The following is a 20281-nucleotide window of genomic DNA, read 5'->3' on the forward strand; positions in this document are numbered from 1 at the left end:
CTATCGCTCCGCGCGCGGCGCGTCGCTGCTTGAGGGGGAGCCGAGGTCTGACAGGGCCTTCGCGACCAGCGACGCCCTCGACCCGTTCGAACCCTTGACCATGACCACGTCGCCGGAGGCCACCAGATCGGCGGCCTCGGCAGCCAGTTCGGCGGCGGTCTCGCGCCAGAGGCCCCGGCGGGCGGGCGGCAGGACGTCGTGCAGCCGCTTCATCTCCGGCCCGGCGGTGTGGACCAGGTCCAGCCCGGCGGCAGCGATGGCGACGGCCAGGCCCTCGTGCAGGCTGCGGGACTGGTCGCCCAGCTCCAGCATGTCGGTCAGGACCACGATGCGCCGCCCGCCGGCCGGGACCGGCCTGGCACCGAGGCTGCGGAAGCCCGCGGCCATCGACAGCGGATTGGCGTTGTAGCTCTCGTCGATCAGGGTGAAGCCACCGCCCGGTGCCGCCACGGTCAGGGTCTGACCCCGGCCGGCCAGCGGCTGGAAGTCGGCCAGCGCCGCCAGCCCGGTGTCGAGCGGGACGTCCAGCGCGTCCAGCATCAGCAGGACGCACAGGCTGTTCAGCCCCCAGTGGAAGCCGGATTGACCGAGGGTGAAATCGATCGTCCTGCCGAACAGCTCGGCCGTGACCTTCGCGCCTTGCGGGCCGGGCTGGAAGTCGACCAGGCGGGCGTCGGCCCCGATGGCGGTTCCAAAGCTGACGCGACGCGCGCCGGCCCTGCGCGCGGCCGCCTCCAGCAGCGCCGAATAGCCGGTGTCACCGTTCAGCACCGCGACACCGTCGGGGGCCAGACCCTCGAAGATCGACGCCTTCTCTGCCGCCACTCCGGCCTCGCCGTCGGCAAAGGCCTCAATATGCACCGGACCGATGGCCGTGACGCAGGCGGCGTGGGGGCGGACCATTTTCGACAACGGCGCGATCTCGCCCGGCGCGTTCATTCCGATCTCGAACACGGCGCGCTGCGTCGAACGCGGCATCCGGGCCAGGGTCAGCGGCACGCCGATATGGTTGTTGTAGCTCTTGATCGAGGCGTGGGCCGGACCCGCCAGATCGAGGCCCGCCTTGACGGCCTGGGTGACGCTGGTCTTGCCGACCGAGCCGGTGACGGCCCCGCGCCGGACCTGTGGACTGCGATCGCGCGCGGCGCTGCCGAGGGCTTCCAGCGCGCGCAAGGTGTCGGCCGTGACGACGCAGGGACCGCCTTCGACCGCGTGTTCGGTGATCGCGCCCGTCGCACCGGCGGCGAAGGCGGAGGCGGCGAACTCATGCCCGTCGCGCACGCCCTTCAGGGCCAGAAACAGGTCGCCCGGCACGATCTCGCGGCTGTTGTAGGTGATGCCGTTTGCCGCAAACGCAGGCCCGGACAGGCGGCCACCCGTCGCGGCTTCAATTTCGGCTGAGGTCCAGAGGGGCTGGCTGTCAGGCATGGAGTCGGAGGGCTTCGGCGGCAACGGTGGCGTCATCGAACGGATGGGTGGTCCCGGCGATGATCTGTCCCTGCTCATGCCCTTTTCCGGCGATGACCACCACATCTCCGTCGCCCATCATCGCGATCGCCTGTTGAATGGCGGCGCGGCGGTCGCCGGTTTCCCGCGCCGTCGGGCAGCCTTCCCGGACGGCCTTGCGGATCGTGGCGGGGTCTTCCGAGCGTGGATTGTCATCGGTGACGATGGCGACGTCCGCCAGACGCCCGGCGATCTCGCCCATCAGGGGCCGCTTGCCCTTGTCGCGATCGCCGCCGGCACCGAAGACGACGATCAGCCGGCCGGTCGCATGCGGACGCAGGGCCTTGAGCACGGTCTCAAGGCCGTCAGGGGTATGGGCATAGTCGACATAGACCTCGCCACGACCACCACCGGGGATCCGCTGCAGACGTCCCTGGGCACCCGTGATCTTCTCCAGCCCACCCAGGACACGGTCGACCGTCTCGCCGGCGGCGATGCACAGACCCGCGGCGACGAGGGCGTTCGAGGCCTGGAAGGCCCCGGCCAGCGGCAGGAGAACCTCATAGACAGTCCCGCGCACATCAATGGTCAGGCGCTGGCCTTCGGGCGTCGCCTGGCGGGCCACCAGCGACAGGTCGCGGCCCCGCTCGCCCACGCCCATGACGTCGAGGCCCGACATGATCGAGGCCGCGGCGAAGCTGGACCAGGCGTCGGAGTCGGCGTTCAGCACGGCGGTCCGGCCGCGCGGCAACAGGGTCTCGAACAGCCGTAGCTTGGCGTCGCGATAGGCGTCCATACTGCCGTGGTAGTCGAGATGGTCCTGGGTCAGGTTGGTGAAGGCTGCTGCTTTCAACGTCACGCCGTCCAGCCGCCTTTGGTCGATGCCGTGCGACGAGGCCTCCAGCGCCAGATGGGTCACGCCCGCCGTGGCCAGATCGGCCAGGGTGCGGGCAGCGTCGGCCGCGTCGGGGCTGGTCAGACCGGGGCCTGTCAACTCTCGGTTAACGTTACCCATTTGTGCCAAAACCCCGAGGGTTCCCATACTCGCGGCATGGAGACCGAGGGAGGCCCAGATCTGACGGCAGAAGGCGGCGACCGAGGTCTTGCCGTTGGTGCCGGTGACGGCCACGCAGGTCGCCGGCTGGCTGCCGTAGAAGCTGCGGGCGGCGATGGCGTAGGCCCGGCGCACGTCGCCCGAGGTCACCAGCACCGGTGCCATGGCTGCATCCGTGTCGGCCGGTGCCAGAACGGCGGCGGCCCCGCGCGACAGGGCCTGCGGAATGAACGCCCGACCGTCGGCGGCGGTCCCCGGAAGGGCCACGAACAGCGACCCCGGCCCGACCTTGCGGCTGTCGGCCGTCACGCCGGTGATGACCGGATCTGAAGCCACGTCGCGACGCAGCAGCTCCGACAGTTTGATACTGATCGGAACGGCGCTCATCGGCCGTCGCCTTCCTGGTCCTCGAAGGCGGGGATCTTGTCGCCGACCGCGGTCCGGTAGGGGTCGGCGCGACGCTGGATGTTCAGGAACGGGGCGATCCGGTCGGCGATGCGGCCCACGGCGGGCGCAGCGACGAAGCCGCCGGTGCGCGGATAGGTTTGGGGCTCGTCGACCAGCACCATGATCTGGTAGCGGCGCGCATTGACCGGACCGTCGGCCGGGAAGACGGCGGCGAAGGTGCCGACGGCATGGGCGGTCGAGTAGCGGCCGTTGACCGACTTGTTGGCCGAGCCCGTCTTGCCGCCGACGCGCAGGCCCGGAGCCTCGGCCCGCCCGCCCGAACCGCGCACGACGTTGCGGCGCATCAGGTCCAGCATGGTCAGCGAGGTCGTCGGCGAGATGACCTGACGCGCCTGCACGTCGGGTCGACCGCCCTTGCGCAACGTCAGGGGGATATAGCGCCCGCCGTTGGTCAGGGCCTGCATGGCGGCCGCCATCTGTAGCGGCGTGATGGAGATGCCATAGCCGAACGACAGCGAGGCCAGGGTCGAGTCCGACCACTCGCGCGGAATGATCGGCATCTCGGACCGGATTTCGAACGGGGCCCGCGACAGCAGGCCGAAACGCTCGAAATAGTCGCGCATGACGCGGGGTCCCATCTCGGTCGACAGGCGCGAGGTGCCGATGTTGGACGAGTGGAGATAGACCTCCTCGAGCGTCAGCACCTTGTTGGTGGCGTGGAAGTCGGTGATGCGGCGGTTGCCGATCTGCAAAGCCTCGGTGGCGTCCAGCAGGGTGTTCATATCGGCCCGGCCCGTGTCGATGGCGGCGGCGATGGTGAAGGTCTTGAACACCGAGCCCATTTCAAAGGTCGCAGCGGTGGCCAGGTTGCGGGAGTTGCTGGACGGCCAGCTGGCCATGCCCAGGACCTCGCCGGTCTGAACGTCGGTGATGATCCCGACCGCCCCCTTGGCCTGGGTCTCGGCGGCGGCAGCGGCCAGTTCGTTCTCGAGAATGCCCTGGATGCGCAGGTCGATGGAGATCTGGAAGCTTTCGCCGCGCGCGCCGGCGGCACGGATTTCGTCATTGAACGCGCTTTCGGCCGCCGACAGGCCAACCCCGCCGGTATCGACATTGCCGACGACGTGACGCGCCGACTCGCCCAGCGGATAGACGCGAACGTCCTCGGGTTCGAAGCCGATCCCGCCCAGCGCAAGCGCGTGGACCGCGACCTTCTCCTGCGGCGTGAGGCGGTTGATCACCAGCAGGCGACGGTCTCCGCCGAGAACCTTGTTCAGCTTGGCCATCGAAACGCGCGGCAGGGCACGCTTGATCTGGATGGCGGCCGCCTTGCGGTCCCAGACTTCGGCCGGGTCGATGTAGAGGCCATAGTGGGTGATGTTGGTGGCCAGCAGCGCCCCGTTGCGGTCGATCAGGTCGGCGCGGACCACCGCATTGGGATGGATCGTCGAGCCGACACCGCCCTTGTCGGTCATCAGCGCGGCATGGGCGGCCCCCAGGGCCAGGCAGCAGAAGACCGCGGAGAACAGCGACAGGATGACGAAGATGCGGACCCGGGTGTCTTCCTCGGGCCGGGCGTCGGCGTGGGCGCGGCCGAAGGAATGCTCGACCCACCACATGGCCTCGGCCAGCCAGCGCCACGACGGCATGTAGCGCCGGACGCCATAGGAGACCGGGCGGTCCGCGGCGAAGGGATCGTGGGCGCTCACCGGACAGGCTCCGGAGCGGGAGCCGGAGCGGGCGCGACGGTCTCGGGGTTCGCAGCCGCGACCGGTGCCGGCACCGGAGGGGCGGGCACCGGAAGGGGGGGCACGGCCGTCAGGTTCGGCAGGTTCTCCTCGGTCGCCTGACGATGCACATCGACCGGGCCCAGACCCGCGCCGCGCGACAGGGATTCAAGCCGCCCGGGCTGTTCCAGACGGGCGACCTCGGCCCGCAGCAGGCGGACGCGCTGGCCGTTGTCCGTGATCTGGCGCTCAAGATCGGCAATGCGGGCGCTCTCGCGGGCGGCGGCGGCCTTGGCCAGATAGACCGAGAACACCATGGCCGCGACCAGCATGACGCCGATGATCTCGACCCAGCGCACGCCGCGGATTTTCCAGGCGTAGAGCCGGTTCAGGGTCGCGACGGCCGGGCTCATGCGGCGATCCTCCCCCAGGGGGCGGCGTCGGTGCGCACGGCGGCGCGCAGCTTGGCCGACCGAGCCCGGGGGTTGGACGCCACCTCGACCTCGCCGGCCTCGTGTGCACCCTTGAACAACAGGGTGAAGCTGGGCTTGCGGGTTTCGATCGCGACCGGCGCATGACGCGAACCGCCCGGGGCATTGCCGGTGCGCTCGGTCAGGAACGCCTTGACGATCCGGTCCTCCAGCGAATGGAAGGTGACCACCACCATGCGTCCGCCCGGTGCCAGCGTGGCCTCGGCCGCCTCCAGCCCGGCGCGCAGCTCGCCCAGTTCGTCGTTGACGGCGATGCGCAGGGCCTGGAACACGCGGGTCGCCGGATGGATGGGCGCGCCGCGCCGGCCGCCCAGGGCCTTTTCGACCACAGCGGCCAGATCGAGCGTCCGCTCGAACGGCTTTTCCACGCGGCGGCGCAGGATGGCGGTGGCGACCCGGCCTGATTGGCGCTCGTCGCCGTACAGTTTGAAGATATGGGCCATCGGCCCGTGGTCCCAGGTGTTGACGATGTCGGCGGCGGTCTCGCCCTCGTCGCTCATCCGCATGTCCAGCGGCCCGTCGCGCATGAAGGAGAAGCCGCGCTCGGCCTGATCCAGCTGCATCGACGAGACGCCGATGTCGAAGACCACGCCGTCCAGCCTGGTCTCGCCCGACTGCGCGAAGGCGTCGGCCAGACCCGAGAAGGCCGTGCGGATCAGCTGGAACCGGCTAGGGTAGGCGTTGGCCACCGCTTCGGCGTGGGGCTGGACCGTCGGGTCGCGATCGAGGCCGATGACCGTGGCCCCGGTCGCCAGAATGGCGCGCGAATAGCCGCCGGCCCCGAAGGTGGCGTCGATGATCACATCACCGGCCCGGGGCGCGAGCGCCTCGATCACTTCATCGAGGAGGACGGGGGCGTGGGGCGCGCTCATGTGCCCTGCCCGTTCGCATCATCGCCCAGCATCACCTGACGGGCCAGGGCGCGGCGGGCGTCGCGGCGGGCGTTCCAGCGCGCGCGGTCCCAGATCTGGAAACGGGGGCCCAGGCCGACGATGACCACATCCTCGCCGAGGTCGGCATCCTGGCACAGGCTTTCCGGCAGGGTGATGCGGCCGCCGCCGTCATACGAGAGCGGGCGCTGGCCGGCGTAGAAGGTTTCCTCGAGCGCGGTGCGGCGGTCGCTGCCGAACGGCAGGGCCTCGATGCGGGTGACGTATTCGGCCATCAGCTTGTCGCCGCCGGCTTCGAGGCAATCGGACGCCATGGAGAAGAAGCAGAAGACGCCATGCTCGGCGCCGTTGTCAGCGGTACGGAACTCCTGCGGAATCAGCAGGCGTCGCTTGCCGTCCAATTGTTTCTCGTAGGTCGAGAGAAACACGCCCTGCCCCAAACTCGGATCTGACGATCCGCCCCTCTGATCCTGTCAACGCCACGCGGCGTCCGCCCACCCCAACGCACTGTCATTGGGATAGCATGGGATGAAATGGGTCTCAATGGGATTAGTTGACGAAGGTTAACCTTAATTGCGGCACGAAACCCTGCAACGCTCAGAACATACAGAGAACGACCCAAGTATAGACAGGCTGTGGACTGATCCTGCGCCGCATTCCGGGCCAAAAGGTTAACAGCATACCGCCGATCTCCTGCCCTGCCGGGGGAGGTGGCGCGGCACATCTTCGCGCCCTGACGGACGCCGGCGGGGCCCGGTGGACCGCCAATCCCCTCGCACCGAGTCACCCCCTCCGTCTCGCCGGCTGTCGCCGTCGAGCCACCTCCCCATTCGCAACGCTCATGGGGAGGAGATGTCGGGCCTCAAGCAGCGAGCTGCCGCGCGGCGAGCGTAGGCCTACAAAAAAGAATGTCAGACGGCCTGTAAGCCGGGTTCTGTTCCCGCCGAAGCGGGCGACGATCATTCCTCTGGACCGCCCGTTGCCGGACGGTTCTCGCGACCTACCCGGACGCCTCGGGCGATGAACCCTGCGGGCGAACCCGCGCGACGTCCCTATTCGGTCTTGCTCCAGGCGGGGCTTGCCATGCCGTCCCTGTTGCCAGGCACGCGGTGGGCTCTTACCCCACCCTTTCACCCTTCCCTGCCCCGGGGGGCAGGCGGTTTGCTTTCTGTGGCGCTATCCCTCGGGTCGCCCCGGGCGGGAGTTACCCGCCGCCTTTTCACCGTGGAGCCCGGACTTTCCTCGACAGGGGCAAGCCCCCGCCGCGACCGCCCGGCCGTCTGACGGGGGCTAGGTGGGCTTTTCGGCCGGCTGCGTCAACGTTCTCCCTCCCCTTCATGGGGAGGGAGAAGGCTTACTGCAGGACGCCCGTGATGCTCTCCGCCGTCGCCAGTTGCAGCACGCCCATCAGCGTGGCTCGCGTCTCGCCGTCGGCGACGCCGTCGACACGGCCCGGACGCCAATGGCGCTGAAAGGCTTCGACCGTCAGCCGGGTCGCCTCGTCGTAGTCGCCGCCCGGCGTCAGCGCATAACCCAGCCGATGCAGGCCGGCGCGCAGGACGACGACGCCCAGACCTTCGTCGCCGACATTCAGCGGCACACCCAGCGCCGCGATCCGCTCCGCCGCCGGCTCGAACCACAGACCGTGGCCGAGCGAGGCCAGCCGCTTCCACGGGAAGCGTTCGCCGGGATCCTGCTTCCGTTCGGGGGCGAGATCGGAGTGGGCGATGATGCGGGCATCAGGGATGGTCCAGCGGGTGCGAATGTCGCTGACCAGACTGATGACCGCGTCGATCTGGGCCTCGGGGAAGTCGCGATAGCCGAACTCATGGCCCGGATTGACGATCTCGATACCGATGGAGGCGGCGTTACAGTCGGTCTCGCCCTGCCAGGCCCCGGCTCCCGCATGCCAGGCGCGCCGCTCTTCCGCGACCAGACGGAGGATCGAGCCGTCCTCGTCGACGACATAGTGGGCCGACACCTTCGCCTCGGGATCCCGCAGCCGGGTGACGGCCTCGCGCGCCGTCTTCATGCCGGTGTAGTGCAGCACCAGCATGTCGGGCACGGCCCGGCGGGCATCAAAATTGGGGGATGGCGCGTCCTTGACGGTCAGCACGGCGCGCTTACCGGCCCGGCCGCTCCCAGCCGTAGGCCACCCAGGCCCCGTCGACCTTGCGGGCCTCGATCACATCGTCGGTACGACGGGCGCGGACGGTGACCTTGCGGCGGGCACCCATGGCCAGACCGGCGAAGAAGACCAGCACGGCGGCGAACAGGGCGATGACGGCCACCGCGGCGGCGGTGAACACCGCCAGCACCGCACCGACGGCCATGGCCACCAGGGTCGCGACCAGACCACCGAGCCAAAGCACCGACGCCAGAAGGCCGTTCGTCGGCCGACGGCTGCCGGGACCAAAGATCAGACGGTCGGACTGGGTCATGACTTCACCTTCACAGACGCTGTGAACAACGCCGAACCCTCAATGTCGGTGCATAGGCATGAACGGTCAATGACCGGCGCTTCACAGGCGAGTGTTCCGAGGGGGCTACCAGGGCTGATCCGCCAGCACGGACGCGCCCGAGGCGCGGGCGCGGTCGGCCTGGATGCGACGAACGGTCGCCTCGGCGGCCGGGTCGTTCATGACGCCGCCGATGCCGATCAGAACCTGCGCGGCCTCGCCCGAGACGCCAAAGGCCTCGGACAGCGCCTCGAACGGCGATTCCGGCGTCGGATAGCGTTTGAAGCGCACGGACTCATCCGCCGGAATACGGGCCAGTTCGCGCGCCTTGGCGATCGCTTCCTCCATACCTCCCAGCTGATCGACCAGTCCGATGGTCTTGGCCTGGGCCCCGGTCCAGACACGGCCGCGGGCGATCTCGCGTACCCGGGCGGGCGGCAGACGGCGACCGGCCGCGACCCGGGCGATGAACTCGTCATAGGTCCGGTCGATCTGGGCCGCGAAGGCCGCGCGCTGCGCCGGCGTGAAGGACTGCGAGGGCGAGAAGGCGCTGGCATAGTCGCCGCCGACGGTCAGGTTGCGCATGTCGACGCCGAACCGGCCCAGCGCCTCGGCCACCACGAACTTGCCGCCGAACACGCCGATCGAGCCGGTCAGGGTCGAGGGCTGAGCCACGATCCAGTTCGCTTCCGAGCTGATCCAGTAGCCGCCGGATGCGGCGTAGTCGCCCATCGACACGACCACCGGCTTGCCGGCCGCCTTGGCGGCGCGCACGGCGGCCAGGATCTGTTCCGACGCCTCGGGCGAGCCACCGGGCGAGGAGACACGGAAGACGATAGCCTTGACCGACTTGTCCTCGATGGCGTCGTAGATGGCCTCGGCCATATCGTCCGACATGATCGACGCACCGCCGCCGAACGGTGAACCGCCGCCCGTACCCGTATTGATCGCGCCCTCGCCACCGATGATGGCGATGGCGTTACGGCCAGATCCGGCGCGCTCGCCCTTCGACGCGGCATAGTCCGCGAACTCCACGATCTCGGCGTTGCGGCCGGCGCGGCGTTTGGCTTCGTTCTGGGCGTCTTCCACCTGACCGATCTTGTCGATCAGCCGGCGCTGGCGCGCCTCGGCCGACGACCAGGGTCCGGCCTCGATGGTCGTGCGCAGCGCCCGCGGCGTCAGCTTGCGGTCCTGGGCCGCATTGGCGAGGGCCGAGGTGTAGATCGAGGTCATCCAGGCCGTCATCGCCTCGCGGTGGGCCGGGGTGTAGTCGCTCTCGGTGTATTCATTGACGGCGTTCTTGTACTCGTAGCGCTGCTCGAACTGCGGCGTGAGGCCGTATTTGGCGAAGGCCCGGCCGAGGAAGACGCCGTCAGCCGAGAAGCCCGCCAGCTGGAAGGCGGCCGTGTTCTGCATCCACAGTTCCGACGCCGAGGCACCGATCATATAGCTTGAGACCGCCGTGCCGACGGGCTGGAAGCCCTGGCTATGGGCGATGACGACCTTGCCCGAGCGACGGAAGCGACGAACCGCCTGGCGAATCTCGTCGGCCGCGGCGGGGGTGATGCCGCCTTCCGGCAGGCGGATCAGCAGCGCCTTGACCCGGTTGTCGGTCTCGGCCTGGGCCAGGGTATCGACGATCTGCAGCGTCGACAGCCCGCTGCCGCCAAACGCGGCGAAGGGGTTGGTCGGCGTCTGGTCGGTGATCCCTTCCCGCAGGTCCAGTTCCAGCACCGTATGGGACGGCGTCGGCTCCTTGGTCGATGCCGAACTGATCGCCACGGTGATCAGGATGAAGGGCACCACCACCAGAAAGAGGAACAGGCCGGCGAAGACACCGAGCACGGTCAGGAAGAACTGCTTCATGGGGCGGGCCATGGTCCGGAGGGCGGGCCGGGTAATGGCCTCATCCTGACCATAGGGCGGCAGACCCTGCCGTCAAATGAACGTCCCGTAACGCGCGGGCCGCGCCGCAGCATCGGATGGTGCGGCGCAACGAGCCTGATTGATGGAGCCCGTTCAAACCCCTATATGGGCGTCTGCGAGCGGGGGCGATTGCCCCGCGTCACATCCGGACCGCACTCCCCATGCTGGTCACCCTCATGAAGGCCAAGCTGCACCGCGCGACGGTGACGCAGGCCGACCTCGACTACGAAGGCTCGATCGCCATCGACGCCGACCTGCTGGACGCCGCAGGCATCTTTCCGCACGAGCAGGTCGATGTGCTGAACATCACCAACGGTGCGCGTTTCACCACCTATGCCATCGAGGCCCCGCGCGGCTCGCGGGTCATCGGGGTCAACGGCGCTGCGGCCCGTCTGGTGCAGAAGAACGACAAGGTCATCATCGTCACCTACGGCCAGATGCCCCAGGAAGAAGCCCGACAGTGGTCGCCAACCGTGGTGCTGCTGGGCGACCACAACGAGATCAAGTCCGCGGCTTGACGGCGGCCCGTCCGGGGCCTTCCCTGTTCGCAGGGAGAACGACCGATGACGCGCACCATCCAGGGACTGCAGTGGGTCCTGTTCGGCCTTTACGCCGTCGTCGGTGCCGTGGCCCTGATGCTGGCGACGCCCACGGGCTTGCGCTTTCTGGGCCAGACGGACGGCATGGTGTCGTTCCTGCCCGCCAAGGTCATGGGCCTGCCATGGAGCCTGCCGCTCTATTTCATGGACGACGGCCCGGTCACCGCGCTGGCGGTGCTGGGCATCTGCTACGGCCTCAACATCGGCGTGGGCCTGATGCTGGTGCGGGGGTCGCGCTAGGCCCGGTCGAGGAGATGGCGGCTGGTGGCTGGTGGCTGGTGGCTGGTGATTGGCCCGGATGTCGACCGCACGCAGACCACTCGTCACCAACCACCAACCACCGGTGGGCTTAGCGCATCAGATCGTAGACGCCCGTGATGTCGATCCGGATCGTCAGCTCGCCGGCTGCGACCGGAGTCGAACTCCCGCTGTCCATCGACTGGGCCCGCACGGCGTACATCGGCACGGGCTGCGGCGAGTAGCCACCGCCCTCGGACAGGGAGCGGATGCCGCCGAGGCCGACGCCGAGGGCCTGGGCATAGAGCGACGCCTTGGCCTGCAGATTGCGCACGGCCAGTTGGCGCGCCTGGTTCTCGGCCATCGTCGGGTCCTTGAGGCCGAACGAGATACCGTCGATCTGGTTGACCCCGGCCGCGACCACGGCATCGGCGGTGGTGCCGACGGCATCGAGATCATTGATGATCACCGTGACCCGGTTGTTGGCCTGATAGCCGCGCAGCCGGGGCGGTTCGTTCTGGACGTAGTCATACTGCGCCGACAGGTTCAGCCCCGAGGTCTGGACGTCGCGTTCGGCGATGCCGGCGCGGCGCAGGGCGGCCATGACCTGGGTCATCCGCGTCGCATTCAGCCGCATGGCCTCGGCGGCGGTCGTCGCCTCGGTGACGACTCCGAAACTGATCGTGGCCATGTCGGGTGCCGTCTTGACCTCACCATAAGCCGACAGGTTGAGCGCGGGCGGCGCGACCATGGCATGCATCGTCATGGGTGCGCCGCCGTCCGGCTGGGACTGGGCGCGGGCCGCGGGGGCGGCGAACAGGGCGGCGGCAGCCATCACCGCGCCGCTCATCAGCAGCAGGCGGTTGGATACGGCGGGGGCGGCGGCTGCGAAAGCGGGACGGTTCATGGCGTCGGGACTCCTGGAAGGGATGGGGCCGTTCGCCCGAAGGTGAGCGACGACCATGGCCGCACCTTGACCGTGGACCACTGAATGAACGCTCGCGGACCTTGGCAGTTTCCGTTCATCGGCGTGAAATCGGCGACATGAAGCGTCGAAAGGACACCGCTTGGCAAGCCGCCGCCCGGCCTGCTAGGCCACGCCCACGGCGGGCGCGTAGCTCAATGGTTAGAGCCGACCGCTCATAACGGTCTGGTTGGGGGTTCGAGTCCCTCCGCGCCTACCAAATCGCAAGAACGGCCCCGAACGCTCTGCGCCGGGGCCGTGATTTTTCGATATCCGGCTAGCGACGGTCGAAGAAACCGCCGCCGCGCCAGCGCTGATCGCCCTCATAGCGGTCATCGCGCACATAGGTGCCTTCCCGCGTGTACCAGCCGCGACCGCTCTGATAGTCGCGATAGCCATCCAGTTGATAGCCGTCGTCCTGGTAGGGCAGGCCCAGAAGGCCGTCCTCGTCTTCCCACCAGTTCTGCGGGTAGGAGCCGTACATGCACTCCCAGCCCTGTCCCGGACGCCAGTAAGGCTCATAACGGCCGCGGTAGCGGTCGCGGAACTGGGCCCTGCAGAGGTACTGGGACCAGACCCGGTTGCCGTCGGCTTCCACGGTTGCGCGGTTCTCGGCGTAGATCACTTCGCGAACGCCGGAGAAGACGTTGTTGACGATGACCGCATGGCCCGAGGCGGCGGCGACGCCCACCGTTGAGGCCCGGATACGGCTGTCGGACAGACGCAGTTCGCCGTTGTAGAGCACCACACCCTTGTCCGAGCGGCCGATGCGGCTGCCCTGGATCTGGACGGAAGCCCCCTCGACGGCGACGCCCTCGACATAGCCGACGATGGCGGTGTTATCGATCTCGACGCGGCCGTACTCGCGTGCCGACCGAACCACCACACCGATGGATCGAGGCCCGAAGGCGTTGGGCGAGCCCGTCCCTTTCAGGGTCGTCGAGCCGATTCGCGAGGTCTGGCCGGTACCCGGGGTCAGCTCCAGACCGGACTGTGCACCGGTCACCACCATCTCCCAGGCGGTCAGGACCGCGCCGTCCGCCACAATGGCGGGTGCGATGGTCTGGGCGTCGATAACGGCGTTGCGGATGTCGAGCAGGCCGCCGTCGACATAGATGGCGGCCTCGTCACCGGCGTGGCGGAAGCCGACCCGGTTCATCACGATCTCGGCTCCGTAGCCGACGATGCAGGCCGCGTCGCCGGCCCGCGGCGAGGCGAACACCATGTCACGGATCTCGACCCGCACGCCCTGCGCCACGGTCATGCAAGGAAGCCCGTCGGGTGCCGTCAGCGTCGGGGTCGGGTTGCGGTCCCAGTCGCGTGGGTCAAAACCGCCCTCGCCAATAATGGTCAGGGGCTTGTCGATGTTCAGCCAGCCCACGCAGGCTCCGCCGCGCGCGCGGATGACCAGGGTGCCGCCCGGCCGAACCCGGCGCACCGCATCCTCGACCGCGCCGGTTCCCGGGTTGCCGCCGCAGTCGACCAGCACGACTTCTTCCCCGCCTGGGCGACCGCCGGGATAGCCGGGCCGCCAGTCAGGACGGTGACGACCATAGTCAAAGCGGCGGTGCGACGAAGCGCGGCCGCGGGCACTGCGCGCGGGCGGGTCCAGCAGGATACCGAAATTGGGCCGGGTCTGACTTTCCACCTTGGCGGCGACCTGGGCGCGCGCGGTCGGGACGTCGGTCAGGACGAATGCACCGACGGCGGCGGCCATGGCGATGGCCCCTCCGAAGACACTGGCGATACGGCCGAAGGGCGTGGGGCTGGTCATGATCTTACGCCCTCCTTAGCGGCGCTGCTGCGAACGGGAGACCTGGGCCAGCACGGCTTGCAGGCGGCCGGCCGAGGGGCCAAAGCCGGAAAGGGCGGAATCGATCCTCAGGGCCACGGCCTGGGCCTTGTCCTGATCGGCCACACCGGAAACGCCGAGGGCGAAATAGCTCGACATGGCGAATTTGGCTTCCGGGCTGCCCTGGCGCGCCGCCTCCTCGAACCATTTGAAGGCGCGGGCGTAGTCGGCGGGCAGGCCGATGCCCTCGGCATACATGACCGCAAGCACCAGCTGGGCTTCAGACGAGCCGTTGATCGCCGCCATCTGGATGGCGCGGACCCGCTCCAGATAGGAGAGCCGGCCCTCCATCGGGTGACCCAACATCGCCTCAAGGGTCTCGATCTGGCGTTTGGACAGGTCTTCGGGACGGGCGACGGCAGTGTCGGCAATCCCGAGATAGCGCAGGGCCCGGCTGACGTGGATGAAGGGCAGTTCGCCCGCCATCCGGCCGAGCGCATATTCGTAGGCGTCGCCGCGCGGGCGGCTTTCATCCGAGAAGGGCACGCCGGATCGGGGGGCGCTGTTGGGATAGAATTCGAACGGCGGAGTCCACTGCCGCGCCTTGGTCTCGACGAACCCCTGGTACTGGCCGCGGCTGGGCGCGGAACGCTCGAAATCCTTCAGCAGGACATAGGCCCCCACGTCGCCGGTCTGAACCGCCAGATAGTTGTACAGATAGGCGTCGACATCATTCCGCTGGAACAGATTGGTCGCCGAGAAATAGCCGCGCCGGTTGCGGTCACGGGCGTCGCCATTGCCGTTCTGACTGCGTCCCCAGGCTTCGCGCGCCTCGCGATTGTCCTCGGGCTCGCCGAACGGGCCGTACAGACCGTCGTGAAGCCGGGCCAGGGTGCGATAGCCGTTGGCGTCCTGGGTCGAGAGCACATAGATGACGCGATCGCGCACCGCTTCCTGTTCGTCGCGGGTCATCTGGCCCAGCTGCCGGTCCAGCCGCTGATAGGCCGCGTGACGCTCGTAGGCCCGGCAGTCGTCGTATTTCGAAAGCGGGCGCCAGCCGCCGAATCCGCCACGATCGACGCGGTTGATCGGCGCATAACCCTCGTCATTGGACAGGGCCAGCGCATACCAGGTCGCGCTTTCGATCGGGTCCTCGATATTCTTGTCGGTGGCCCGCACGGCCGCATAGCGTGCGCCGAGTTCAAGCTGGGCGAAGAAGTCGCCGCGGAAGGCGGCGCGCCGCAGCGCCCTCAGGCCGGTTTCCTGGGCGTTGAACTCGGATCCCGTCAACGATGCAGGGCGGGGACAGGCGTTGCTGGCTGCACCGGCATCGCGTTGCCAGAAGCGCACGCCGTCCCGGTCGCCGCATGAGGCCATGGCCAGCGCCGTCAGGGCCAGGACTCCGGCGACCGCTGCGATCGCCACGGGACCGCGACGGTTGCCCGAGCGGGCGTGATCGTCACGATCCGAATGACCCTCGCTCATGCTTACCCCTTGGACCAATCGCAGACGTCGACCGACTGCACGCTGACCTTGCGCAAGCGTCACAGTCCCGTCCTGTTAACCATCTGTCAAGGTTAACGCCGGTTTGCGACAAAGCGTTGCCGCAGCCTGAGGCTTTTGTGTTCGGGTCCGTACTTATCCCCACAAATCAGCGACTTGCACATTCGCCTCGCAGGCGAAAAACCCGCCCTCGCCAGCGAGGGCGGGTGTCCCTATATGCGTCGGCCAGACCTGCCCGGAGTTCCCTCATGGCCTATGCCGCCCGCGACGATTGCCCCGCCGACAAGGCCGCGCGTTACGCAGAAGTGGAAGACGAAATCCTGGCGGTTCTGGAGGGCGAACCCAACCGTACCGCGCGCATGGCCACCGTCTCCGCCATGCTGGCCGACGCCTTTCCCGTGTTCTTCTGGACAGGCTTCTACGTCGTCGATCCGGACAAGGCCGGCGAGCTGGTCGTCGGCCCCTATCAGGGCACCCTGGGCTGTCTGCGGATCGCCTTCGGGCGCGGCGTGTGCGGCACGGCGGCGCGGGATCTGGAGACCCAGATCGTCGAGGACGTCCACGCCTTTCCCGGTCATATCGCCTGTGACAGCCGCTCGGTCAGCGAGATCGTGGTTCCGGTGCGCGATGCGGCCGGACAACTGATCGCCGTGTTTGACGTCGATGCGACCGAAAAGGCCGCCTTTGACGCCATCGACGCCATGGCACTGGAACGCTTGATGGGCCGGGTGTTCGCGGCCTGAGCCGGGTCTGCTAAGCCAGCCATCCAACAGGAGAACAGCATGTCGGAACGGGTGATCGCGATCACGGGCGGCCATGGCGTGCTGGGGCGCGCCGTCGTCGAGGCGGCCCTGGCCGACGGGCTCAAGGTGGCCATCATCGACCATGCGAGCGGCCAGTCCGTGCCCGACGGCGTTCTGGAACTGGGCGGGGTCGATCTGACCGACGCCGCCGCTGCGGCAAAGTCCATCGACGCCGTGGCATCGCATTTCGGCCGAGTGGACGCCTTGCTGAACATCGCCGGCGGCTTTGTCTGGCAGACCACCGAGGACGCCAACCCGGCCTGGGACAGGATGTTCGCCCTGAACCTGACCACCGCCCTGAACGCCAGCCGTTCCGCCCTGCCCCACCTGAAACGCTCCGACGACGGCCGCATCGTCAATGTCGGGGCCAACGGTGCCCTCAAGAGCGCGGCGGGCATGGGCGCCTACGCCGCCTCCAAATCGGGTGTTCACCGTCTGACCGAGAGCCTCGCCGAAGAGCTGAAGTCGACGTCGGTTACCGTCAACGCCGTCCTGCCCTCGATCCTCGACACCGATCAGAACCGCAAGGACATGCCCGACGCCGATCCGGCCAATTGGGTCCGGCCGTCCGACCTCGCGCGGGTCATGCTGTTTCTCGCCTCGCCGGGGAGCCGCGCGATCACAGGGGCGCTGATCCCGGTCACGGGCCGCGTCTGATGGAGCTGGTTCGCTCGGTCCTCTACCTGCCGGCCTCGAATCCGCGCGCGATCGAGAAGGCGCGTGGCCTGAAGGCTGACGCGGTGATCCTTGACCTCGAGGATGCCGTGGCGCCCGACGCCAAGGCCGAGGCACGCCAGGCCGCGGTCGATGCCCTTGCGGCGGGTGGTTTTGGCTCCCGCGTCGGCGTTCGCATCAATGGACTGGATACGGCCTGGGGTGCGGACGATCTGACGGCCCTCTGCGTTCACAAGCCCGATTTCGTCGTCGCCCCCAAGATCGAGAGCCCGGAGGCCGTCCGCGCGGTCGCCGCCCGCCTGCCGATCGGGACTGATCTCTGGATCATGGTCGAGACCCCGCTGTCGGTGCTGCGTCTGGACCAGATCGCCGGGGCCGGGGCCCCTCTGGCCGCCCTGATGCTGGGCATCAACGATTTCGGCGAGCGGATGAATCTGGTGCTGGGGCCCGAGCGCGAGCCGCTGAAGCCCTGGCTGGCCGCCGTGGTCGCCGCCGCCCGGGGGCACGGGCTTCTGGCCATCGATGGCGTCGTCAACGCCACCGACGACAGCGACCGACTGCAGGCCGAATGTCGGCAGGGCCGCGCCTTCGGCTTTGACGGCAAGAGCCTGATCCATCCGGCCCAGATCGACGCCGCCAACGCCGCCTTCTCGCCCTCGCCCGAAGAGGTCGCGAAAGCCCGTGAAGTCGTCGCCGCCTTCGCCTCCGCCGACGCACAGGGCAAGGGCGCGATTCGCGTCGGCTACCGCATGGTCGAGCGGCTGCATCTCGAGGCCGCACACCGTCTGCTCGCCCGTCACGCGGCGGCCTCGACGCGGGCCGCAGTCCCGCCTATCTAGTCGTCCAGAAACAGAGCTCAGCGCCCCGCCCTCATGCAGCGAGCGGCCGCGCCGCGAGCGACAGGGCCCCACCTCTCATGACCCACGCTGTCATCGCCGCCACCGGCCTGTTCACCCCCGAACAGTCGATCTCCAACGCCGAACTGGTCGCCGCCTACAACGCCTATGCCGAGCGGTTCAACGCCGATCATGCGGCTGAAATCCTCGAGGGCGACGTCGCGGAACTGACCCCCTCATCGGTCGAGTTCATCGAGAAGGCCTCGGGCATCAAGAGCCGGTTCGTGCTCGACAAGGCCGGGGTGCTGGACCCCGCCCGCATGACGCCGAACATCCCCGAGCGCTCCAACGACGAGCTGTCGATCATGGCCGAGATGGCCCTCGCCGCGGCGCGTCAGGCGATCGAGGCCTGGGGCAAGCCGGTCAGCGAGATCGGCGCGGTCCTGTGCGCCGCCTCCAACATGCCCCGCCCCTATCCGGCCCTGGCCGTCGAGATCCAGCAGGCGCTCGGCATCGACGGCTTCGGCTTCGACATGAATGTGGCCTGTTCCTCGGCCACGTTCGGGATCAAGACGGCGGCGGACTTCGTCGCCTCGGGCTCGGTCAAGGCCGTGCTGATGGTCAATCCCGAAGTCTGTTCCGCCCACCTGAATTTCCGCGACCGCGACAGCCATTTCATCTTCGGTGACGTCGCCACCGCCGTGATCATCGAGGCTTCGGATGTGGCCGGTCCCGGCGGCTGGGACATCCTCGGTACGCGGCTGAAGACGGTCTTCTCGAACAACATCCGCAACAATTTCGGCTTCCTGAACAACGCCGCGCCCGAGGGGATCGGGGCCCCCGACAAGCTGTTCATCCAGCAGGGGCGCAAGGTCTTCAGGGACGTGGTGCCGATGGTGTCCGAGATGATCATCGACCACGCGGCCGACCTCGGCATCGACCCCACGACGCTGAAACGGATGTGGCTGCACCAGGCCAATATCAACATGAACCAGTTCATCGGCCGCAAGGTGCTGGGCCGCGAGCCCGAGCCCGAAGAGAACGTCATCATCCTGGACGAATACGCCAACACCTCCTCGGCCGGCTCGATCATCGCCTTCCACCTGCGCCAGCAGGACATGGCGGCCGGCGACACCGGCCTGATCTGCAGCTTCGGCGCCGGCTATTCCGCCGGGACCGTCTTCGTCAGGAAGCGGGCCTGACCGCAACGGGCGGGGCCGGGCGCGAAGGCGGATGCGCCGCCTTCCATTCCATCGCCCGGCGCACGCGGTTCCCGACCGACGGGTGATCGTAGAAGATGAACTCCTCGATCGCCGAGGGTGACGGTGCGCGGTACTCCGCGGTCTTGATCAGGGCCTTCGCCAGCCCGTCCGGCTCATTGGCGTGGACCATGGAGAAGTGGTCGGCGTCCGCCTCGATCGTCCGGATCAGCGTCGACATCACCGGCGTGGCCAGCAGGCCCAGCACCGCCCCTATGGCAGCCAGCACCGGCAGGCCGGCGGGATCGGAAATCTTGCCAACCCGATCCGCCCCCAAGAGCCGCTTCGCCAGCGGGAACAGACGGTCGATCAGGAAGAAGCCCGCGGCCGCCAGCAGAATGAAGATGCCGGTGATCCACAGCGAGTGCATGTGGACATAGTGGCCCATCTCATGGCCCACGACGCCGCGCACCTCGGCGATATCGGCCCCCTTCTTGAACATCACGTCGCTCATCGCCACCCGGGCCGAGCCGAACAGACCCGAGACATTGGCCGTGTAGCGGTCGGACTGTTTCGAGCCGTCAAAGATATAGATCTTGTCGTCCGGCGTGCCGGTGGCATGGGCCAGCTCGACCACTGCATCGCGCACGGGGCCGTCCGGGGCCGGGGTATAGGTGTTGAACAGGGGCTCGATCAGGATCGGCGACACCAGCAGCATGAAGACCACGGCCACCGCCGTCAGCCCCGCGCCCCATGCCCACCACAGCCGCCGCGCATGGCGGATGATGAAATACAGGGCCACGATCAGCAGTCCCATGAAGACGACCGAGATCGCCGTGCCCATGAGCGCTTCGGTCAGCCAGCCGGTCAGCGGCTGGCTGGTCAGCCCGTATTGTTTCTCGCGCCACCAGCTTTCGTAGATCGACCACGGCAGGGTGAGGACGAAGGTCATCAGCAACCAGGTGACGCCCGTCAGCAGCGAGACCAGCTTGGGCCGTTTGCGCCGCCGCTCGAGCCGGTCACGGATGCCGCTCAGGACGCCGGTCCGGATGATGATCCAGGCCACGGCGATCGACACGATCGCGCCCCACAGCAAGAGCCAGTGGCCGCCCTGGGTGTAGGAGATGGCGCGGGCGGTGTCCTCGGGTGACAGCGTCGCCAGCCAGCGCGCGGTCTCGGCCGCGGGATCGATGCTCATGACGGTTTCCTCCCTGACACCCCCACAAGACGCCTGCCGCGCCAGCCTGTCAGCTTAAATCGGCGTCATGCGAC

General features: G+C 68.3%; 19 protein-coding genes, 1 tRNA gene and 1 other RNA gene. 7 read left to right on the plus strand and 14 right to left on the minus strand.

What is annotated here, in order from left to right; genetic code table 11:
• From ACP7AS_RS05070 to sppA, 10 genes are all read right to left on the minus strand, one after another.
• Nucleotides 1-1428: a UDP-N-acetylmuramoyl-tripeptide--D-alanyl-D-alanine ligase gene (locus ACP7AS_RS05070; protein ID WP_426027776.1), complete on the minus strand. Its 1428-nt coding sequence runs from the start codon at nt 1426-1428 to the stop codon at nt 1-3.
• On the minus strand, nt 1421-2887 hold the full coding sequence (locus ACP7AS_RS05075) for a UDP-N-acetylmuramoyl-L-alanyl-D-glutamate--2,6-diaminopimelate ligase (protein ID WP_426027777.1): 1467 nt from the start codon (nt 2885-2887) through the stop codon (nt 1421-1423). The genes ACP7AS_RS05070 and ACP7AS_RS05075 overlap by 8 nt, the downstream gene beginning before the upstream one ends.
• A complete protein-coding gene (locus ACP7AS_RS05080) occupies nt 2884-4617 on the minus strand; it encodes a peptidoglycan D,D-transpeptidase FtsI family protein (RefSeq protein ID WP_426027778.1) in 1734 nt (577 codons plus the stop codon). The genes ACP7AS_RS05075 and ACP7AS_RS05080 overlap by 4 nt, the downstream gene beginning before the upstream one ends.
• Complete coding sequence (gene ftsL, locus ACP7AS_RS05085; RefSeq protein ID WP_426027779.1) at nt 4614-5048, minus strand: cell division protein FtsL; 435 nt, start codon at nt 5046-5048, stop codon at nt 4614-4616. The genes ACP7AS_RS05080 and ftsL overlap by 4 nt, the downstream gene beginning before the upstream one ends.
• Complete coding sequence (rsmH, locus tag ACP7AS_RS05090; protein ID WP_426027780.1) at nt 5045-5998, minus strand: 16S rRNA (cytosine(1402)-N(4))-methyltransferase RsmH; 954 nt, start codon at nt 5996-5998, stop codon at nt 5045-5047. The genes ftsL and rsmH overlap by 4 nt, the downstream gene beginning before the upstream one ends.
• On the minus strand, nt 5995-6444 hold the full coding sequence (locus ACP7AS_RS05095) for a division/cell wall cluster transcriptional repressor MraZ (RefSeq protein ID WP_426027781.1): 450 nt from the start codon (nt 6442-6444) through the stop codon (nt 5995-5997). Before ACP7AS_RS05095 ends, rsmH begins: the two co-directional genes overlap by 4 nt.
• A gap of 479 nt (nt 6445-6923) precedes the next feature.
• An RNA gene (rnpB, locus tag ACP7AS_RS05100) (RNase P RNA component class A) lies at nt 6924-7300 on the minus strand.
• 70 nt (nt 7301-7370) lie between these two features.
• The gene (locus ACP7AS_RS05105) at nt 7371-8072 is read right to left on the minus strand and encodes a peptidoglycan recognition protein family protein (RefSeq protein ID WP_426028138.1); all 702 of its coding nucleotides are present in this window, start codon (nt 8070-8072) and stop codon (nt 7371-7373) included.
• Between the two features lie 67 nt (nt 8073-8139).
• Entirely contained in the window at nt 8140-8457 is a 318-nt protein-coding gene (locus ACP7AS_RS05110) for a hypothetical protein (RefSeq protein WP_426027782.1), read from the minus strand.
• A 105-nt stretch (nt 8458-8562) separates the two neighbouring features.
• Complete coding sequence (gene sppA / locus ACP7AS_RS05115; RefSeq protein ID WP_426027783.1) at nt 8563-10341, minus strand: signal peptide peptidase SppA; 1779 nt, start codon at nt 10339-10341, stop codon at nt 8563-8565.
• 221 nt (nt 10342-10562) lie between these two features.
• Here sppA and panD point away from each other — a divergent pair, with 221 nt between their 5' ends.
• Together panD and ACP7AS_RS05125 are read left to right on the plus strand one after the other, a co-directional pair.
• A complete protein-coding gene (gene panD, locus ACP7AS_RS05120; RefSeq protein ID WP_426027784.1) occupies nt 10563-10919 on the plus strand; it encodes an aspartate 1-decarboxylase in 357 nt (118 codons plus the stop codon).
• Between the two features lie 45 nt (nt 10920-10964).
• Entirely contained in the window at nt 10965-11240 is a 276-nt protein-coding gene (locus ACP7AS_RS05125) for a hypothetical protein (protein WP_426027785.1), read from the plus strand.
• A gap of 109 nt (nt 11241-11349) precedes the next feature.
• On the opposite strand, the gene ACP7AS_RS05130 is transcribed toward ACP7AS_RS05125, so the two are convergent.
• On the minus strand, nt 11350-12144 hold the full coding sequence (locus ACP7AS_RS05130) for an SIMPL domain-containing protein (RefSeq protein ID WP_426027786.1): 795 nt from the start codon (nt 12142-12144) through the stop codon (nt 11350-11352).
• Nucleotides 12145-12345: 201 nt separating this feature from the next.
• Between ACP7AS_RS05130 and ACP7AS_RS05135 the strand changes: the two genes are divergently transcribed.
• A tRNA-Ile gene (locus tag ACP7AS_RS05135) sits at nt 12346-12421 on the plus strand.
• A gap of 57 nt (nt 12422-12478) precedes the next feature.
• On the opposite strand, the gene ACP7AS_RS05140 is transcribed toward ACP7AS_RS05135, so the two are convergent.
• On the minus strand, nt 12479-13975 hold the full coding sequence (locus ACP7AS_RS05140) for a hypothetical protein (protein WP_426027787.1): 1497 nt from the start codon (nt 13973-13975) through the stop codon (nt 12479-12481).
• 15 nt (nt 13976-13990) lie between these two features.
• Nucleotides 13991-15478 (minus strand): tetratricopeptide repeat protein, encoded by a 1488-nt coding sequence (locus ACP7AS_RS05145; RefSeq protein ID WP_426027788.1) that lies wholly within the window; start codon nt 15476-15478, stop codon nt 13991-13993.
• A gap of 266 nt (nt 15479-15744) precedes the next feature.
• Here ACP7AS_RS05145 and ACP7AS_RS05150 point away from each other — a divergent pair, with 266 nt between their 5' ends.
• The 4 genes from ACP7AS_RS05150 to ACP7AS_RS05165 all read left to right on the plus strand — a co-directional run bounded on the left by ACP7AS_RS05150 (nt 15745) and on the right by ACP7AS_RS05165 (nt 19012).
• Nucleotides 15745-16239 (plus strand): GAF domain-containing protein, encoded by a 495-nt coding sequence (locus tag ACP7AS_RS05150; RefSeq protein WP_426027789.1) that lies wholly within the window; start codon nt 15745-15747, stop codon nt 16237-16239.
• Nucleotides 16240-16278: 39 nt separating this feature from the next.
• On the plus strand, nt 16279-16956 hold the full coding sequence (locus tag ACP7AS_RS05155; protein WP_426027790.1) for an SDR family NAD(P)-dependent oxidoreductase: 678 nt from the start codon (nt 16279-16281) through the stop codon (nt 16954-16956).
• Entirely contained in the window at nt 16956-17813 is an 858-nt protein-coding gene (locus tag ACP7AS_RS05160; RefSeq protein WP_426027791.1) for an HpcH/HpaI aldolase/citrate lyase family protein, read from the plus strand. Before ACP7AS_RS05155 ends, ACP7AS_RS05160 begins: the two co-directional genes overlap by 1 nt.
• A 77-nt stretch (nt 17814-17890) precedes the next feature.
• Nucleotides 17891-19012 (plus strand): beta-ketoacyl-ACP synthase III, encoded by a 1122-nt coding sequence (locus ACP7AS_RS05165; RefSeq protein WP_426027792.1) that lies wholly within the window; start codon nt 17891-17893, stop codon nt 19010-19012.
• Here the strand turns inward: ACP7AS_RS05165 and ACP7AS_RS05170 are convergent.
• Nucleotides 18996-20207 (minus strand): M48 family metallopeptidase, encoded by a 1212-nt coding sequence (locus ACP7AS_RS05170; protein ID WP_426027793.1) that lies wholly within the window; start codon nt 20205-20207, stop codon nt 18996-18998. The genes ACP7AS_RS05165 and ACP7AS_RS05170 overlap by 17 nt on opposite strands.
• Nucleotides 20208-20281: the final 74 nt, after the last annotated feature.

It is taken from the genome of Brevundimonas sp. TWP2-3-4b2 (genome assembly GCF_049897345.1).
Classification (GTDB): domain Bacteria; phylum Pseudomonadota; class Alphaproteobacteria; order Caulobacterales; family Caulobacteraceae; genus Brevundimonas.

Excerpts from the sequence above, each read along its gene's own strand:
- ACP7AS_RS05110 (WP_426027782.1), bottom strand. The coding sequence starts at position 8,457 with ATGACCCAGTCCGACCGTCTGATCTTTGGTCCCGGCAGCCGTCGGCCG.
- ACP7AS_RS05170 (WP_426027793.1), bottom strand. The coding sequence starts at position 20,207 with ATGAGCATCGATCCCGCGGCCGAGACCGCGCGCTGGCTGGCGACGCTG.
- ACP7AS_RS05105 (WP_426028138.1), bottom strand. The coding sequence starts at position 8,072 with ATGCTGGTGCTGCACTACACCGGCATGAAGACGGCGCGCGAGGCCGTC.
- ACP7AS_RS05165 (WP_426027792.1), top strand. The coding sequence starts at position 17,891 with ATGACCCACGCTGTCATCGCCGCCACCGGCCTGTTCACCCCCGAACAG.
- ACP7AS_RS05130 (WP_426027786.1), bottom strand. The coding sequence starts at position 12,144 with ATGAACCGTCCCGCTTTCGCAGCCGCCGCCCCCGCCGTATCCAACCGC.
- ACP7AS_RS05155 (WP_426027790.1), top strand. The coding sequence starts at position 16,279 with ATGTCGGAACGGGTGATCGCGATCACGGGCGGCCATGGCGTGCTGGGG.
- rsmH (WP_426027780.1), bottom strand. The coding sequence starts at position 5,998 with ATGAGCGCGCCCCACGCCCCCGTCCTCCTCGATGAAGTGATCGAGGCG.
- ACP7AS_RS05070 (WP_426027776.1), bottom strand. The coding sequence starts at position 1,428 with ATGCCTGACAGCCAGCCCCTCTGGACCTCAGCCGAAATTGAAGCCGCG.
- ACP7AS_RS05145 (WP_426027788.1), bottom strand. The coding sequence starts at position 15,478 with ATGAGCGAGGGTCATTCGGATCGTGACGATCACGCCCGCTCGGGCAAC.
- sppA (WP_426027783.1), bottom strand. The coding sequence starts at position 10,341 with ATGAAGCAGTTCTTCCTGACCGTGCTCGGTGTCTTCGCCGGCCTGTTC.
- ftsL (WP_426027779.1), bottom strand. The coding sequence starts at position 5,048 with ATGAGCCCGGCCGTCGCGACCCTGAACCGGCTCTACGCCTGGAAAATC.
- panD (WP_426027784.1), top strand. The coding sequence starts at position 10,563 with ATGCTGGTCACCCTCATGAAGGCCAAGCTGCACCGCGCGACGGTGACG.
- ACP7AS_RS05075 (WP_426027777.1), bottom strand. The coding sequence starts at position 2,887 with ATGAGCGCCGTTCCGATCAGTATCAAACTGTCGGAGCTGCTGCGTCGC.
- ACP7AS_RS05140 (WP_426027787.1), bottom strand. The coding sequence starts at position 13,975 with ATGACCAGCCCCACGCCCTTCGGCCGTATCGCCAGTGTCTTCGGAGGG.
- ACP7AS_RS05150 (WP_426027789.1), top strand. The coding sequence starts at position 15,745 with ATGGCCTATGCCGCCCGCGACGATTGCCCCGCCGACAAGGCCGCGCGT.
- ACP7AS_RS05160 (WP_426027791.1), top strand. The coding sequence starts at position 16,956 with ATGGAGCTGGTTCGCTCGGTCCTCTACCTGCCGGCCTCGAATCCGCGC.
- ACP7AS_RS05125 (WP_426027785.1), top strand. The coding sequence starts at position 10,965 with ATGACGCGCACCATCCAGGGACTGCAGTGGGTCCTGTTCGGCCTTTAC.